Below are 16,403 nucleotides of genomic sequence, written 5' to 3'. Positions count from 1 at the left end.
TTACTTTTAGCTATTTTTATTAATTATCGTTACTATGTTTTGGTAATGGCTTATTATCATATATATAACTTTGAATTTCATTTAAAGTTTTCTTTTCGTTAAATACTAAATACCATACACCATTTATCATTTTACCTTGACAGTCTCCATTTAGAGGAAATCTTGCAAGTTCTAATTTTCCTTTTAATAATGGCATTGAATCCTTAGCTAAGCCTATCATATCTAATGATGACATATTTGTTTCTACATAAGGCAAAAATTCATTTATTAATGTTGGATATTCACTCTTTGGAGAATTATGCATTTTATTAAATATGGCTTCAATTACAGTTCTTTGTCTTTCTGTTCTTTTATAATCTCCACCAGCTGTATATCTTATTCTACTATAAGCAAGAGATTGAGTACCATTTAAATTTTGCATTCCGGTTCTAGTTACATGTGCAGAGTTAGTTTTGCTTACATGATTTATACTATCTATATAATTATTAATATACTTTAAATCAGCTTTAGTAATATCAATATTTACTCCGCCTATTTTATCAATTATTTTAGGAAGAGATGTAAAATTAACTGCCATAAAATCTTCTATATTAAGCTTAAAATTTTCGTTTAATGTTTTTATAGCAAGTTCTGGTCCACCATAAGCATATGCATGTGTAAGCTTTGTCTTACAATGGCCTGGTACATCAACATAAGAATCTCTCATAATTGATGTAAGTTTTATTTTATTATGCTTATTATCAATAGTTAAAATCATAACTGCATCAGAACGTCCTCTTGTTCCTTGTGGTTCATCAATACCATACAAAGCAATATTTTTTATTTCGCTTTTTGCTTTATCTTTTTCAATATTTTGATCTATTGAAAGATTATCTTTATTGACATCTATCTTTTGTACTTTACTAAGTTTAGAGTTTACATATAAGAATCCACCACCAAGTACAATAACTAAAATTGCAACTATGATTATAATAATAACTTTTAATTTACTTTTCTTCTTCTCCATAGTTTTCTTCCTTTCTTAATTTATTTTTCCAAAAAAATTTAATATCATGTAATATTTTACAACAAATTCATTTATAATTATAGTAAAAAGATTACATCAATATTAATATTGATGTAATCTTTTATTTTTAAATTAATTTATATTAGTAAATTTTCTTATATATTTATCAAAATTATATAACATAAAACACCACTAAAAGTATTTAGTAATATATCATTAACTTCAAAAAAACTACCTACATTTGTAATTAATATTAATTTAATATATTATATACATTCTATACTTATTGATATTAGTAAACACATTAAAAATATACTATAAGTTTAAGGAATGGAACTACTAATATAAGTTCACCTGCTATTTTATAAATAATTCCATTAAAATAATTTTATTATAAATATATCTTATTAATAAACTTTTTGATAAATTTATTAATTATGATATTTAATAATTCTTTAAACTCTTTATTTTGATGATATAAAATAAAAATAAGTATTGAATATATTAAACTAATTAATATTGAATCAAATATAAGATCTAAAAATATATTATTAATTATAATGCATCCACTTATAAAATTATAAATAAAATTTGAAAATCCAATTGCTAAAATATTTCTTATTAATATATTCAATGCTTGTTTAATATAATTAGATATTTTTATTTTAAATCCCTCCTTAAATAAAATATAAGGTTTCCATAATTCAACTATTATTATATTACTTATAATAGTTCCGATAAAAATTCCAACTATACCAGACTTCCAAGCTAATATAATTGAAAATATTAAATTTAAAATACTTTCAATTATAGGTGCAACCACATCCCAATATATTCCGAACCCATCTTTAAACCTATCTACAGTTCCTCTTGAAATTTGTATATATAAATTTATAACCAATACAAAAATAATATATTTAGGAAATAAATACTCTTTTCCAACCCAAAAAATAATAAATTTATTAATTAATTTATAAACACCAAAAGAAAAAAAACCTGCCAATAAATTATCTAATAAATATAGTTTTCTAAAAATCTTATAAGATCTTTCCTTACTTTCTTCTGCTATTAAATTTCCTATACCAGGCATAACACTTCCAATTACATTTCCTAGAAGTCCTGATAATGCATTTATTATCATAATATAATTTGTATATATACCAGTTTCTTTTAAAGTAGAAAAAATACTTATTAAAATAGCATCAGTTTGACATACAACAAATCCTGCAATTTTATGAAAAAATACATTACTTATATTTTTACCAATTTTAAAATTTTCTTTTTTTATAATCTTTATTGATTTATTGCTTTTATAATTTATACTATTTTTATATTCTAAATTAATTTTTTTATTTGCTAAAGCCATTCCTAAAACATTAAATGAAATCTCCAATAATATCCAATCAAGAAAACTTTCGGTAATATAAATTACTATACATTGAACAATCATTCTAATTATTTTTGTAATATTTAAATAATAAGCTATTTTATATTGCTTTTGATCTGCAATTATTAACGTTTGCTTATATGTAAATAAATATGAAATAGAACAATTTATAAGATATAAAAAATAATATAAATATGCTAATTTTATATTAACTTGTCCTTTTATTAAAAATGGTAAAAAAATTGATAAGAATGAACCTAATATTAGTATTATTTTAGTTATATTTTTATAATAATATTTAAATAATATCATTATATCATTTACTTTTTTATAGTTTTTTTTACTTAATGGTTCATATAATGAATATCCAACTGCGGCTCCTACTCCAAGTTCGGCTACATTTAGAAATCCAATTAAACTCATATATAAGCTATTTAATCCATTAATATCTGCACCTAATATTCTTATAAAAAAACTTCTTGATATAAACGAAAATACTATATTAAAAATATAAAATATAAAATTTATTTTAGCATTTTTTAAAAAATTATCCGTTCTTATGTTATCACATCCTAAATTAATTTTTCTTAAATAAAACTTGAATTTTAAAATACTATATCTGCTTTAATAAATAACTTCTAATCCACACTATAAAATTATCTATATTATAATAAAAAAAATATATAAGTTTGGATTTGTATCATAATAACTTATAAGTAATCTAACAACTAAAAATTATTATTTAATTTTATATATGCCAATAAAATTAAAATCCATTTATGAATTTATATCTAATAAATTATCTTAATTATAAATACGACTTTATTAATTAATGTAATATTATTGTATTTTTAAAGTTTCCAATTAATCTTTAAATCTATTTTTTTATTAATATATTTCTTCTATATAGTTTATTTTTTGTAAAATGTTATTGTTTTGTTATATACATTTTCTATATTATATTTACCTCTACTCTAATATCGCCTAAATTTTTCTACAACTATACTATTATTACTTTTATCTTATAATAATTCCATTAACAAATGAATTCTAATGTATTCAATTTTATCTATTAATAATATATTTATATTATTAACTTTACTTTTCTTTATACATATTTTTATAATACTTTTGATATTCACCAGATGTTATATTTTTCATCCAATCTTGATTATCCAAATACCATTTTATAGTTTTATTTATTCCAACCTCAAAAGTTGTTTCTGGATACCACCCAAGTTCTTCTTTTATTTTAGTTGGATCTATACCATATCTTCTATCATGTCCTTTTCTATCTTCAACATACTTAATTAAATTTTCTGTAACTTCTTTATCAACACTTTCATTAATATAATTAATAACTGTTTTTACTATTTGTATATTAGTTCTTTCATTGTGACCACCAACATTATAAACTTCCCCTAACTTACCGTTATTAATTACCATATCTATTGCTTTTGCATGATCTTCAACAAATAACCAATCTCTTATATTCATTCCATCTCCATAAATAGGCAAATCTTTATGATTTAAGCAATTATTTATTAAAAGTGGGATTAACTTTTCTGGAAATTGATATGGTCCATAATTATTTGAACATCTTGTTATATTAATTGGCATCTTATATGTATCATAATAAGCTTTAACCATAAAATCAGAACTTGCCTTACTTGCTGAATATGGGCTATGTGGATCTAATGGTGTTGTTTCAAAGAAGTATCCTTCTTCCCCAAGAGAACCATATACTTCATCTGTTGACACTTGAAGAAACTTAACTCCGTCTTTCCAGCCTTTTTCTATTTCCCATGCATTTTTTGCACAGTTTAGCAAATTTACTGTTCCTAAAACATTTGTTTTTACAAATATTTCCGGTTCAAGTATACTTCTATCCACATGTGATTCAGCTGCAAAGTTAACAACATAATCTACATTATATTTTTTAAAAATATTTGAGATTAAATCTTTATCACATATATCTCCTTGAATAAATATATACCTTTCATCATCCTCAACAGACTTAAGATTTTCTAAATTGCCTGCATATGTTAATTTATCTAAATTTATTATTTTTATATCTTCACATTTATTAAGCATATAAAGAATAAAATTTGATCCTATAAAACCTGCTCCACCTGTAACTAAATATGTTTTCATTATATCTCCACCTCTAATTATCAATTTTCTTAATAAAACTTTCTATAGCATCTTCCCAGTTTCTCATATTATCTCCAATCGTACATCTAAGCATCATATTATCTAATGAAGAATATTCTGGTCTTTTAGCTACTGTTTTAAATTCTTCTGAGGTACAAGGAACTATTTCACAATCGATATTTGAAAGTTCTATTATTTTCTTTGCAAAATCATACCAAGTACATTCTCCTTTTCCTGTACAATGGTATACTCCATATTCCTCTGTCTCTATAAGTTTTAATATATGATAAGCTAAATCATTTGCATTAGTTGGATTTCCAACTTGATCATTAACAACTGTTAATTTTTCTCTTTCTTGTCCAAGTCTTCTCATTGTATATACAAAATTATGTCCAACATATCCATAAAGCCATGCTGTTCTAACTATAAAATATTTTGAACATAATTCCCTAACAAATTTTTCTCCTTCAAGTTTTGTTTTGCCATATACACTATATGGTGAAGTTAAATCAAATTCTGTAAATGGAGTTTCTTGTGTTGATCCACTAAATACATAATCAGTTGAAACTTGTACTAATTTTGAATCATTTTCTTCTGCTGCAATAGCTAAGTTCCTTGAACCTAATGTATTAACTTTAAATGCAAACTCTTTATCTGTTTCACATCCATCAACATTAGTAGCTGCAGCACAGTTTATTATTACATCTGGATTTTCAACCTTTATAACTTCTTTAACTTGTGATAGATTTGTTATATCAAGCTTATCAACATCTAATGCTATAACTTCATACTTTTTAACATAACGTGATATATCTCCTATTTCTGACTTTCCTGAATTAATTGTTGAAATTAATTCATTACCAAGTTGACCTTTTGCACCTGTAATAAGTATTTTCATAATATATTCCTCCATTGCCTAATATACAAATGGTAAATCAAGTTCTTTTAATCTTTTTTGATTCTTATCTTTTTCTGATAATAAAATTTTATCAATTCCATCTAATGGCCATTCAACATCAATGTCTGGATCATTCCATAAAACTCCACCATCATATTCTGGTGCATAAAAATTTGTGCATTTATAATTAAAAGTGGCTTCATCTGAAATCACTAAAAATCCATGTGCAAATCCTTCTGGAACATAAAATTGCCTTTTATTCTCTGATGTTAAAAGCACCCCTTCCCACTGTCCATATGTTGGTGATCCTTTTCTTAAATCAACTGCTACATCATAAACGGCTCCACTTACAACCCTAACTAATTTACCTTGAGTATTCTTAGTTTGAAAATGAAGTCCTCTTAAAACTCCTTTACTTGACTTTGACTCATTATCTTGGACAAATTCCATAGTAAGTCCAGCCTCAAAGAAATCTTTCTTACTATATGTTTCCATAAAGTAGCCTCTTTCATCTCCAAAAATAGTTGGTTCTATAATATATAAATCTCTAATTTTTGTTTCAATAAAATTAAACTTTCCCATTCAACTAATCCTCCTTACTAAAAAATATCATAAGTATTTTAAAATATTTACTACTATTATTAAGTTTTATTAGAAAATATTAAACTTTGATTATTTTTAACTACAATATTACTAGGAATAGATTTATATATAATACATCCTTCCCCTATTACAACGTTATCTCCAATTACAACATCTTTTAATATAACTACATCTAATGCAATCCAGCAATTTCGTCCTATATTAATTTTACCTATATTAAATCCTTGATTAGATATTTTATCATCTAAGTTATCATACTTATGATTATAATTATAAAATTTTACATTTTCTCCAATTATGGTATCTTTTCCTATAGTTATTTCCCCAAACAATTTATAGAGCAATTATTAAAAAACAATTATCACCTATTTCTAAACTTCCATGACCTTCAATTATAATATTGAAATTTTTTCTAAAAGCTACTTTCTTTCCAAACTTTATTTTTGATTTAAAATTTATTCTGTAATAGCTTATTTTTAATATAATTCTTATTTTTGTTATAATTTTTTTAATCATATATCACCTAATGTTAATTCTTTCTTTAATTTTTTTGTATTTGCTTACTAGATATGACTTTAGTAAAGTTCTCTTATCCAAAACATCTAATTCCATATCTATGCTCCAATTTTCCGATAATCCATCAACTAATCCACCCCAATTTGCCATTACACTATCAATTGAATGTATTTCTTTTACTTTTGCCATACCTAATTTTGAGTTCCTTATATATTCCTCCTTTTAGCAACTCGTTATTTCTTTTATAAAAATTAAAATATGTAAGATTACATTTATTTTTTCTCCTAAATTATATATATTTTTTATATGTAATATCATTAAATATATTATTTATAGCATACCCCGGAGCAGTAATACTTGGTACTTCTAAAGCTGTTGACTCTAATATCACTGTCCCCATTACAATAACTATATTTGAATCTATAATAAAACTATGTAACTTTCCATATTCAATATCGCCTTTAAATATTATTTTATTATTTTTATATGCTTGTGTTTTTTTGCAAACTTTATTATATTTTTTTCTCTCATCCAGCTCCAATTATAATTAATTCGCAATTATTATTTACTTTTAAGATTTTTTCAAAATCTTCTATAATTCCATAAATATAACCCTTAAAATATACTAATAGATAATATTTTAAATTTTTCTTCTTTAATTTTAATCTTATTTTCATGACTATCATTAAAATTTACCTATCGATAAATGAATTATATTTCTATTATTAAGTGTCATATCATAAAATCCTTCCATGTACCTTTAATATTTCTTAATTAATATAAAAAATAAGATTCTTTGAACCAAGAAACTGTATTAATTTTTTAAAGTCTTGATTTTTAAATTAAACTTCTTTTCAATATGCACTAAGATTATATACTCCTGTAATAAATTTCGTATTCAATAATCTAAATAAAATAATCCTATATGTGAAAGTGTATAGGCCTATAACTTCTATTAGAAATATATCATGAACATTTTCTATATGCTGTATTATTTTATTTATAGTATTCATAAAATTAATAAATAATTATAAAATCCATCCTTAATTTAATGACATATTACTATTTTAGCACCTACTTATTCAAATAATTTATGTAAAATCCCACAACTGACTGTTATCAGAATGATTTTAAAATCATTTTTTACTAACCATTTAGTTTTTATGATTACTAAAGTTTTAATTCCTCTTGAATTAATATATGACTTAAAACCTACAGTTTTTTTCTATATTCATAAATACACCTTCTTTACATTCCGTTTATTATGTTATTAATTAAATTTTTTTTATTTTCATTAGAAAATTTACTTTCTACTATTTCTATTTCTCCAACCGATAATTTACTAAGCTCTTTCAAGTCTCTTGATGATATATCAATTATTTTATCAATTAATCCTTTTTTCTCAAATAACATTTCCTTATTATTAATCATCTCAGGTATTCCATCAATATTATTACCTATAACTATGGTACCCCTAGCCATAGCTTCAATAACAACAGTAGGAAGTGGATCTTGTCTACTAGGTACTATCAATAAATCTATTTTGTCATATATTTTTTTAATTTCATCAGGTTTTAAATTTTCATAAATAATTATATTGTTAGTATATATTTTTCTCAATTCATTTAATTTTTTATAGTATTTATAATCATATGAAGAATACGCTATGTGTACATTAAAGCCTAATTTGACTAAACTAGGTATACTGTTAAGTATTAAATCTATTCCCTTTCTTTTTATTAATGATCCAACAAATCCTATATTATTTATTCCATTGATCTTTTTATCTTTTTTTAAATATTCTTTATCCAATCCATTATACACAACCACGGATTTTTTAATTCCCCAACTTTCCTTGTTAGCCTTAGAAACATTTATGACTACATCATATTCATTTAAAGATTTAGATATAAAATTTCTTGTTATTATACTCTTAAAATTTCTTTTCATATCATGAATATGTGCTATGCTTTTTAAACTATTCTTTTTTATATACTTATTCATAAGCATAGCTTCTACTGTATTATTACAATATATAATATCTGGATTAACTTTACATATTATAGGTGTTATTTTTTCGTTAACTTCTTTTGAAATATAATCTGGCATAAATCTAATTAAATTTTTATTATAATTAATATTTAATGAAAAAACTCTATTTGAGCCATATTCTTCTATAAATTTATTCTTAACATTTTTATCTTTATAAATAATTATAAAAATTGGTTCTATATCTAAATTATCTTTAATGTATCTATTTAAAACTATTTCTGCACCTGAATATGCAATCCCCGATATAATAAAACATATTTTTTTCATATTACTCACTCTCTTATCTATATTATTTATATAATAATTAACATATAGTGTATATTTAATTGTCTTAGCTTAACTTTTTTTTAACAAATGGTATCATAAATATTATAGCTAATATATTTATTAATGAAACGGTAAAAGCTTGTATACCAATATTAATTAATTGTATTCCCATAAAATTCAAAAACAATAAAAATGTAATTATATTCTTATTCTTCAATAAACTTTTCTCTATACTAGCAAGAATTAATCCTTTTATAAAATATGAAATCATTATTATTACTATAGAATATCCTCCAAAATCTGCATATATCGACCCAAATTCTCCAAATGAAGGAGCTCCCTTCATTAGCATTGTTTGTTCTGGAAAAAACATATATGATATTCTAAATAATCCAAATATATCTGGCTTATTTGCACATAATATTCTAGGTAAAATTGAATATACATTATTCTCAAAAGTTATTAGCCCATTAAAGAAGCGATCTCCTATTTGACCTACTAGCATACTAAAATTTCTCACGTAATCACTATAACCAGACAAGCTTAGTATTACATTAAAAAAATCTTGTCCTTTTAAATATTGACTAGTTAAATAAAATATAACTACTATTATACTAGTCATTAATAACGCTATTTTAAACAATTTAAATATATTATATCTGTCTTTGTTTTTGCAATAAAAATAATAAAATATCAGTATACATATTGGTGATATCATATTTGCTTTAGACCCTGTAAAAAAACTAATTACAAATATCAAAACTATTTTGAATTTACTCTCATCTATAAATAAAGTTAAAATTAAATATAAATTTAAAAGAGCTACTAATATAAATGTTAGATATCCATATCCAACTCTAGTTTGCTCATAAAAATGTCTTGGATTAGAAAAAATACTAAATCCCATCTTAGATATTATTGTTGTTATTATTAAGATAATTAAAATTAATATAATTCTTCTAAACCCTATTTGTTTTCTTTTACTACATTCAAAGTTAATCTTTATCCTAGGCAAAAATTTCATACTTATTAAATAACCTATACAAAAAAAAATTAAGCTTGTGCCATAATAAATTAATATATATTTATAATCAAACTTTTGATTACTAAACATTTCATATATTATAGGTAATATACATATAAACACTATCACATTCGCAAACCTGTATAATATCCCATTTATATATGCATGTATATTTATACTTACAAAAATATACATGCATAAACTTAATATTAAAAGTCCTATTAAATACGCCATCTTTTTCCTACCTTTTTTTGTAATATTCTTATTATTAAACATTACATCATAATATTAATATATAGCTTTTATTTTATTATACGTAAATTAAATATTATCAAATATTTTTGATAACTGTTTTCCACACTTTTTCCAAGAAAACCTCTCTATATTTTTTAATCCCTTACCTATTAAGTTTCTTCTCTCAGTTTCATCTAAATTAAACATATACTCTAAGCTTCTTTTAATCTCATCTATATTATTTGAATCAAAATATACTGCAGCTTCTCCACCAACTTCCGGTAATGATGTCGAATTTGAAAGTAATACCGGTGTCTTATTTGCCATAGCTTCTAATACAGGTAGACCAAATCCTTCATATAAAGATGGAAATATAAAAAACTTTGATGCTTGATATAGCATTTCTTTTTCTTCTTCAGATACATATCCTAAAAATATTACTTTTTTATCTAAGCCATACTCACTAACAATCCTTTTTAGATACCTACCATATTCAACATTATAATTCCCTACTATTACAAGTTTACTTTTTGTTTCTATATCAGAATATGCTTTGATGACAGAATGTAAGTTCTTGTACTTGTAATTTATTCCTACCATTAATATATAATCATCTACATCAAATTGATTTTTTACAAATTCTATGCTTTTATCTATATCTACAAACTTTGGTTTATTATATCCGTTATACACAACTTCTATTTTCTCACTTGGAATTTTATAGTATTCGACCAAATCTTTTTTTGTATAATTAGAAACAGTAATTATCTTCTTACAATTTTTAATAACTTTTGGTAATATATACTTGTAATATATATATTGATGAATTCTACCTTGAGGATAGAATAGTGGTATCATATCATGAATAGTTATAATCTGATTTAAGTTTTTTCTTATAACTCCATGTTGAGTAGGAGAAAAAATAATATCACCATCTTCAAGTAAATTATTTATAACTTTATTGAATTTATAATTTCTTAAAAATATTCTTTTCAATTTATTTTTACTTTCTATATTTACTATAGTATTTTTTACAGAATAATTAAGTTTTTTATGAGATATAATAGTTTTTATTTTATTCTTATCTATGTTATCTAATACATTTTTTGTAAATACACCTAATCCGGTTGGATTTTCATCTAAAATCATCCCATTAAAAATTATATTCTTCATAATAATATCTCACTCAACTTTCTTAATTGTTATATTTATATTCTTTATAAAAACTTTTTATATTCTCTTAAATTTTCCATATAGTCTTTATTTACTATAAATATCGCATCATCTGTTTCAACAGTCATAGTATCTTCTATTCCTATCATCACAATCTTTTTATTATTATTTATCGCAATATTCGATTTCGACTCAATTACCTTAACATTTTTTGTAACTATATTATCATCTACATCTTTTTCTTTATATCTCTCAACTGATTTCCAAGTTCCAATATCATCCCAATTTATGTTACTTGGAATTACATATATATCATTTGATTTTTCAAGTATTGCATAGTCTACTGAAATTGCTTCAGTTCCTTTATAATTTTCATTTATAAATTCTTGAAGTTTTTCTTCTTTCACACTCTCAATTTCCTTTAATGCATCATATGTACTTGGAGTAAATTCTCTTATCTTAGTTAATATATTGTCTATAGTCCATATAAACATTCCACCATTCCAAAGATAAGAACCATCTGCTAAATATTTCTTGGCTAAGTCTAGACTTGGCTTTTCAACAAATTTTTCTACTTTTATTACTTCATTATTATTAACACGAACTTTACACTTAGTAAATTTAATATATCCATATCCTATTTCTGGTCTGTTTGGTATCATTCCGAAAGTAAGTATAGCACCATTATTATTTTTTAAGTATTCCTCACCATCTAATATTATTTCTCTAAATTTATTTTCATCCTTTATTAAATGATCTGAAGGTAATACAAGCATAGTTGATTCCTTATAATATCTTTTAATAACTAATGCAGATAAAGCTATACATGGCGTTGTATTTCTTCCTTGTGGTTCTATTATTATATTTCTTTCTGGAAGTTCTGGTAATTGATTTTTAACTAATCCAACATATTTTTCAACAGTACATATAAAAATCCTTTCTATTGGTATTATTGGTTTTATTCTATTAATAGTCATCTGTATCATAGTATTGTCACCAATAAGATTTAAAAATTGTTTTGGTCTTTCTTCAGTTGATAAAGGCCAAAATCTTGTACCCTTACCACCTGCCATAATTAAAGCACATAACATAATATAATCACCTCATAAGCAACTTTTTATATTTAGTTGCTGCAACTTCTTAATATGATCTGTTTTCAACTTCTTCAACAATATCAACTAAATATTTTCCATATCCTGTTTTCATTAAAGGTTTTGCAAGTTCTATTACTTTATCACAACTTATCCAACCTTTTCTATATGCAATTTCTTCAAGACAAGCAATATATGTTCCTTGAGTATTTTGAACAGCTTCAACGAAATTTGATGCCTGAAGCATTGATACATGAGTTCCGGTATCAAGCCACGCCATTCCTCTACCAAGCACTGTTACACTTAGGTTTCCTTCTTCCATATAAGCTTTATTAAGATCAGTTATCTCAAGCTCACCTCTTGATGATGGCTTTAATTTTTTTGCTTTTTCTATTACTGAATTATCATAGAAATAAAGACCTGGAACTGCATATTTTGATTTTGGTTTTTCTGGTTTTTCTTCAAGGGATAAAACTTTTCCGCATTTATCAAATTCAACAACACCAAAATCTCTTGGATCTTGAACATAATATCCAAATATCATTGCGCCATCTTTGAGATTAGCTGCATTAATTAACTTTTCTGAAAAACTTTGTCCATAAAATATATTATCTCCAAGTATCATAGCAACGCTATCATCACCTATAAATTCTTCACCAATTATAAATGCTTCTGCAAGTCCATTTGGTTGTTCTTGAACCTCATATTCAATATTTAATCCAATTTCCGAACCATCTTTAAATAGTTCTTTAAAGTTAACTATATCTCTAGGTGTTGATATAATTAAAATATCTTTTATTCCAGCAAGCATAAGTACTGACATCGGATAATATATCATTGGTTTATCATATATTGGAACCATTTGTTTTGAAATTGCTTTTGTCACTGGATAAAGTCTTGTTCCGCTTCCTCCTGCTAATAGAATACCTTTCATTATTTGCTCCCCCTTATATTATCTTTTTCTTTCCAATATGCTTTATTCAATGTAAATTTATTTATTAACTTATAATTTAAAAATTCATAATTTTTCCCAATATTACTTCCTATAAACCTTGCTCCAAAGTCAGGTAATATCCTTAATAAAACGCTTAAATTTTTATCCTGAATCGCTCTTTTAGTTATATACTTGGCCATTGCTATGCCATTTCCATTACCACTATAGTGATTAAATTGATTATTAGTTTTAAAAAATACTCCAGTATCAAAATACCTTCTAAACAAATCTTTCAATTTAAAATTATGAGAATGATATATTTCAGAATCTGAACAATATTTTATTCTAAATCCATTTGAAATTATCTTTTCAGCTAAATACATATCTTCATTTATTAATAATTTTTTTCCATCATATGCATTTAACTTCTTATAAATATTTGTTTTTATAGCCGAAGATGCATCTGAATAAAAGAATGTATATAAACCTAATCTACTAATATCATTTTTTGATACAATTCTTGATTTATCTTTGTAATTAAATTCTCTTGTATATTTTTCTATATTCTTATACTTACAAATTTGTCTGCTAAAACTGGCTTCACATTCATTATTCTTAATTGGTTTTATTAAATTTATTAACCATTTATTATTCTTAGGAATAATATCTTGCGATATAAATACTAATATATCATTTGCATATTTGAGAGCCATTTTTTCTCTTGTTAAACTATGAGAAAAATCTTCTTTTTTTACTAATTGATACTTTAAATTATTGTTTAATAAATATTGCAAAGTATCATCATTAGATTCTGTTAATGCATACACTATTTTTATATTATCGTCTTTATCTATTTTTTGATTTAGTATACTTTCATTTAATTTTTCTATATATTTTTCTGCATTATATAAAGGGCAAATAACTGTTATATCCATTTATATAGCTCCCTCTTTCTTTATAACTGATACTACCGTTTTAAATATTATCTTAATATCCATAGAAATAGATCTATTATCTATATAGTACATATCCATTTTTACTCTTTCATCATAACTTGTATTACTTCGACCATTTGCTTGCCAATAACCTGTAAGTCCTGGCTTTACACTAAACAATTTTTCAGAATAAACTCCATACTTATGGATTTCCTTCTCAACTATTGGTCTAGGACCAACAATACTCATATTACCTTTTAAAATATTAAACAATTGTGGCAATTCATCCAAGCTTGTTTTTCTTAAAAAATTACCCACTTTAGTTATTCTAGGATCATTATCCAATTTAAAGTTTGTATAATATTCTTTTTTTTGTTCTTCAGTAAATTTTTCGAAAACCTCTGCTGAATTACTTACCATTGTTCTAAATTTATAAACATTTATTTTTTCTCCATTCTTTCCTATTCTAATATGTCCAAAAATCGCCTTTCCTTTACTATCTATCTTTACTGCAATTGCAACAATAATAAATAAAGGACTTAATGCTATAATTCCTAAAAGTGATCCAATTATATCAATCGTTCTCTTGACTATGTTATAAACAACATAACTTTTTTGTTCCTGCAAAGTATTTTCATCGACTATTCCATTATTAACTTCTGATTTCTCCAAGCATTATTCCTCCTATCCTTACCTTGCTTCATTTATTTTAGAAGAACCCTCTTTTTTTAACTCTATTCCCTTCAAAGAAAATCTCTTCATTTTTTAAAAGTTTTTCTGTATTTTCTACAAATATTTCTTCTATTCTTCTGTTCTTCTTAAATACTTCCCTGCATTCATCTAATATTCCAGTTCTTCTTCTATTGTTATCATGAGCATCACTTCCAACAAAACCATATACACTATGTTTTATAAGAATTTCTGAAGTTTTCTTAACATCCCTTCCAAAGTCTCCCCTTATACTTCCTACATTAAGCTGAAAAAGACAACCTTCATCTATAAGTTCATTTAATCTTTCAGGATTTTTAATTACATCAAGATATCTTTCTGGATGTGCTATTATTGGTTTTATTCCTTTAAGATTAAGTTCATAAATATAATCTACTGCTTCTTTGGGAATCTTTCTCATTGGAAATTCCAAAAGCATATATCTACTATCATTTATAGTTCCAATAAGTCCTTTTTCTAAATCTTCAAGTATTCTTTCTGAAAAGTAAACTTCTTGTCCATAATGAACATTTATATTTAACCCCTCTGCATTAACAAAAGATTTTAAATAATTAACTATCATCTTAACCTCATTAAAAGGCGTTTCAAAATAGCCTCTCCTAAAATGAGGAGTTGCTACTATATCTTTAGTCCCAAGACTTTCTGCTCTTTTTATCATATCTAATGCTATATTCAAATGTTTTGGCCCATCATCTATTCCAGCTATTATATGTGAATGAATATCTATTATATTTTTCTTCATTTAATTTCCATAATAATAGTAGTATTTACCCTTACTACTTTCTCCTCCATTAAGTACTGTTCCAAGAATATTTGCTCCAACCTTCTCTAAAGCTTTCTTTCCATCAATGACTACTTCTTTCTTTGTTTTTTCAGCTCTAACTACAAGAATAGATCCATCAACCTTTGTCGAAAGTATTTGAGCATCTGTTACTGCATGAACTGGAGGAGTGTCTAAAATTACTACATCATAAATTTCAGAAAGCTCATCAAGTAATCTTTCCATAGATTTTGATCCAAGCATTTCTGATGGATTTGGTGGAACCTTTCCTGAAGGTAATATATGAAGATTATCTGTATACTTAATAATTGCCTTTGATATTTTGTTATTATCTAAAACTACATCTGAAAGACCTAAGTTATTTGAGATTCTAAACTTCTTATGTAAACTTGGTTTTCTTAAATCACAATCTATAATAAGAGTTTTCTTTTCATCCTGAGAATATGCAAGAGCAAGATTACCTGAAGTAGTTGATTTACCTTCTCCTGGTTCTGAACTTGTAACTAATATTTTTTTTATTTCTTTATCAAAGGATGAATATTGAATATTTGTTCTTAATACTCTATAAGCCTCTGCCGCAACTGATTTTGGTTGTTTTTCAACTATAAACATATTCTCA

At 24.4% G+C, this 16,403-nt stretch carries 18 protein-coding genes; all 18 read right to left on the bottom strand.

What is annotated here, in order from left to right:
• Nucleotides 1-19: 19 nt before the first annotated feature.
• The gene (locus J2Z53_RS03605; protein WP_209795872.1) at nt 20-1,006 is read right to left on the bottom strand and encodes an LCP family protein; all 987 of its coding nucleotides are present in this window, start codon (nt 1,004-1,006) and stop codon (nt 20-22) included.
• 391 nt (nt 1,007-1,397) lie between these two features.
• On the bottom strand, nt 1,398-2,816 hold the full coding sequence (locus J2Z53_RS03600; protein ID WP_209795871.1) for a lipopolysaccharide biosynthesis protein: 1,419 nt from the start codon (nt 2,814-2,816) through the stop codon (nt 1,398-1,400).
• 675 nt (nt 2,817-3,491) lie between these two features.
• Nucleotides 3,492-4,547 (bottom strand): dTDP-glucose 4,6-dehydratase, encoded by a 1,056-nt coding sequence (gene rfbB / locus J2Z53_RS03595; protein WP_209795870.1) that lies wholly within the window; start codon nt 4,545-4,547, stop codon nt 3,492-3,494.
• A gap of 13 nt (nt 4,548-4,560) precedes the next feature.
• Complete coding sequence (gene rfbD, locus J2Z53_RS03590; protein ID WP_209795869.1) at nt 4,561-5,445, bottom strand: dTDP-4-dehydrorhamnose reductase; 885 nt, start codon at nt 5,443-5,445, stop codon at nt 4,561-4,563.
• A gap of 18 nt (nt 5,446-5,463) precedes the next feature.
• The gene (gene rfbC, locus J2Z53_RS03585; protein WP_209795868.1) at nt 5,464-6,027 is read right to left on the bottom strand and encodes a dTDP-4-dehydrorhamnose 3,5-epimerase; all 564 of its coding nucleotides are present in this window, start codon (nt 6,025-6,027) and stop codon (nt 5,464-5,466) included.
• A 59-nt stretch (nt 6,028-6,086) separates the two neighbouring features.
• Nucleotides 6,087-6,380, bottom strand: a complete 294-nt coding sequence (locus J2Z53_RS03580; protein ID WP_209795867.1) for an LbetaH domain-containing protein — start codon at nt 6,378-6,380, stop codon at nt 6,087-6,089.
• Between the two features lies 1 nt (nt 6,381).
• A complete protein-coding gene (locus J2Z53_RS03575) occupies nt 6,382-6,564 on the bottom strand; it encodes a hypothetical protein (protein WP_209795866.1) in 183 nt (60 codons plus the stop codon).
• A 3-nt stretch (nt 6,565-6,567) separates the two neighbouring features.
• The gene (locus J2Z53_RS03570; RefSeq protein WP_209795865.1) at nt 6,568-6,753 is read right to left on the bottom strand and encodes a hypothetical protein; all 186 of its coding nucleotides are present in this window, start codon (nt 6,751-6,753) and stop codon (nt 6,568-6,570) included.
• A gap of 100 nt (nt 6,754-6,853) precedes the next feature.
• Nucleotides 6,854-7,105 (bottom strand): hypothetical protein, encoded by a 252-nt coding sequence (locus J2Z53_RS03565; RefSeq protein ID WP_209795864.1) that lies wholly within the window; start codon nt 7,103-7,105, stop codon nt 6,854-6,856.
• Between the two features lie 707 nt (nt 7,106-7,812).
• Nucleotides 7,813-8,883: a glycosyltransferase family 4 protein gene (locus J2Z53_RS03560; protein ID WP_209795863.1), complete on the bottom strand. Its 1,071-nt coding sequence runs from the start codon at nt 8,881-8,883 to the stop codon at nt 7,813-7,815.
• A 64-nt stretch (nt 8,884-8,947) separates the two neighbouring features.
• Complete coding sequence (locus J2Z53_RS03555; protein WP_209795862.1) at nt 8,948-9,907, bottom strand: oligosaccharide repeat unit polymerase; 960 nt, start codon at nt 9,905-9,907, stop codon at nt 8,948-8,950.
• A 321-nt stretch (nt 9,908-10,228) separates the two neighbouring features.
• Nucleotides 10,229-11,314 (bottom strand): glycosyltransferase family 4 protein, encoded by a 1,086-nt coding sequence (locus J2Z53_RS03550; protein ID WP_209795861.1) that lies wholly within the window; start codon nt 11,312-11,314, stop codon nt 10,229-10,231.
• A gap of 44 nt (nt 11,315-11,358) precedes the next feature.
• Nucleotides 11,359-12,405: a mannose-1-phosphate guanylyltransferase gene (locus J2Z53_RS03545; protein ID WP_209795860.1), complete on the bottom strand. Its 1,047-nt coding sequence runs from the start codon at nt 12,403-12,405 to the stop codon at nt 11,359-11,361.
• Nucleotides 12,406-12,454: 49 nt separating this feature from the next.
• Nucleotides 12,455-13,339: a glucose-1-phosphate thymidylyltransferase RfbA gene (rfbA, locus tag J2Z53_RS03540; RefSeq protein WP_209795859.1), complete on the bottom strand. Its 885-nt coding sequence runs from the start codon at nt 13,337-13,339 to the stop codon at nt 12,455-12,457.
• Nucleotides 13,339-14,274: a glycosyltransferase gene (locus tag J2Z53_RS03535; protein ID WP_209795858.1), complete on the bottom strand. Its 936-nt coding sequence runs from the start codon at nt 14,272-14,274 to the stop codon at nt 13,339-13,341. The genes rfbA and J2Z53_RS03535 overlap by 1 nt, the downstream gene beginning before the upstream one ends.
• Nucleotides 14,275-14,946, bottom strand: coding sequence for a sugar transferase (locus J2Z53_RS03530; protein ID WP_234925766.1), 672 nt, complete (start codon nt 14,944-14,946; stop codon nt 14,275-14,277).
• A gap of 37 nt (nt 14,947-14,983) precedes the next feature.
• Nucleotides 14,984-15,745, bottom strand: coding sequence for a tyrosine-protein phosphatase (locus J2Z53_RS03525; protein ID WP_234925765.1), 762 nt, complete (start codon nt 15,743-15,745; stop codon nt 14,984-14,986).
• Nucleotides 15,746-16,396: a CpsD/CapB family tyrosine-protein kinase gene (locus J2Z53_RS03520; protein ID WP_209795857.1), complete on the bottom strand. Its 651-nt coding sequence runs from the start codon at nt 16,394-16,396 to the stop codon at nt 15,746-15,748.
• Nucleotides 16,397-16,403: the final 7 nt, after the last annotated feature.

Source organism: Clostridium moniliforme (assembly GCF_017873235.1).
GTDB classification, from domain to species: domain Bacteria; phylum Bacillota; class Clostridia; order Clostridiales; family Clostridiaceae; genus Clostridium; species Clostridium moniliforme.
This window is presented reverse-complemented; position numbering and strand designations above follow the sequence as displayed.

Excerpts from the sequence above, each read along its gene's own strand:
- J2Z53_RS03605 (WP_209795872.1), bottom strand. The coding sequence starts at position 1,006 with ATGGAGAAGAAGAAAAGTAAATTAAAAGTTATTATTATAATCATAGTT.
- J2Z53_RS03600 (WP_209795871.1), bottom strand. The coding sequence starts at position 2,816 with ATGAGTTTAATTGGATTTCTAAATGTAGCCGAACTTGGAGTAGGAGCC.
- rfbB (WP_209795870.1), bottom strand. The coding sequence starts at position 4,547 with ATGAAAACATATTTAGTTACAGGTGGAGCAGGTTTTATAGGATCAAAT.
- rfbD (WP_209795869.1), bottom strand. The coding sequence starts at position 5,445 with ATGAAAATACTTATTACAGGTGCAAAAGGTCAACTTGGTAATGAATTA.
- rfbC (WP_209795868.1), bottom strand. The coding sequence starts at position 6,027 with ATGGGAAAGTTTAATTTTATTGAAACAAAAATTAGAGATTTATATATT.
- J2Z53_RS03575 (WP_209795866.1), bottom strand. The coding sequence starts at position 6,564 with ATGATTAAAAAAATTATAACAAAAATAAGAATTATATTAAAAATAAGC.
- J2Z53_RS03570 (WP_209795865.1), bottom strand. The coding sequence starts at position 6,753 with ATGGCAAAAGTAAAAGAAATACATTCAATTGATAGTGTAATGGCAAAT.
- J2Z53_RS03560 (WP_209795863.1), bottom strand. The coding sequence starts at position 8,883 with ATGAAAAAAATATGTTTTATTATATCGGGGATTGCATATTCAGGTGCA.
- J2Z53_RS03555 (WP_209795862.1), bottom strand. The coding sequence starts at position 9,907 with ATGAAATTTTTGCCTAGGATAAAGATTAACTTTGAATGTAGTAAAAGA.
- J2Z53_RS03550 (WP_209795861.1), bottom strand. The coding sequence starts at position 11,314 with ATGAAGAATATAATTTTTAATGGGATGATTTTAGATGAAAATCCAACC.
- J2Z53_RS03545 (WP_209795860.1), bottom strand. The coding sequence starts at position 12,405 with ATGTTATGTGCTTTAATTATGGCAGGTGGTAAGGGTACAAGATTTTGG.
- rfbA (WP_209795859.1), bottom strand. The coding sequence starts at position 13,339 with ATGAAAGGTATTCTATTAGCAGGAGGAAGCGGAACAAGACTTTATCCA.
- J2Z53_RS03535 (WP_209795858.1), bottom strand. The coding sequence starts at position 14,274 with ATGGATATAACAGTTATTTGCCCTTTATATAATGCAGAAAAATATATA.
- J2Z53_RS03525 (WP_234925765.1), bottom strand. The coding sequence starts at position 15,745 with ATGAAGAAAAATATAATAGATATTCATTCACATATAATAGCTGGAATA.
- J2Z53_RS03520 (WP_209795857.1), bottom strand. The coding sequence starts at position 16,396 with ATGTTTATAGTTGAAAAACAACCAAAATCAGTTGCGGCAGAGGCTTAT.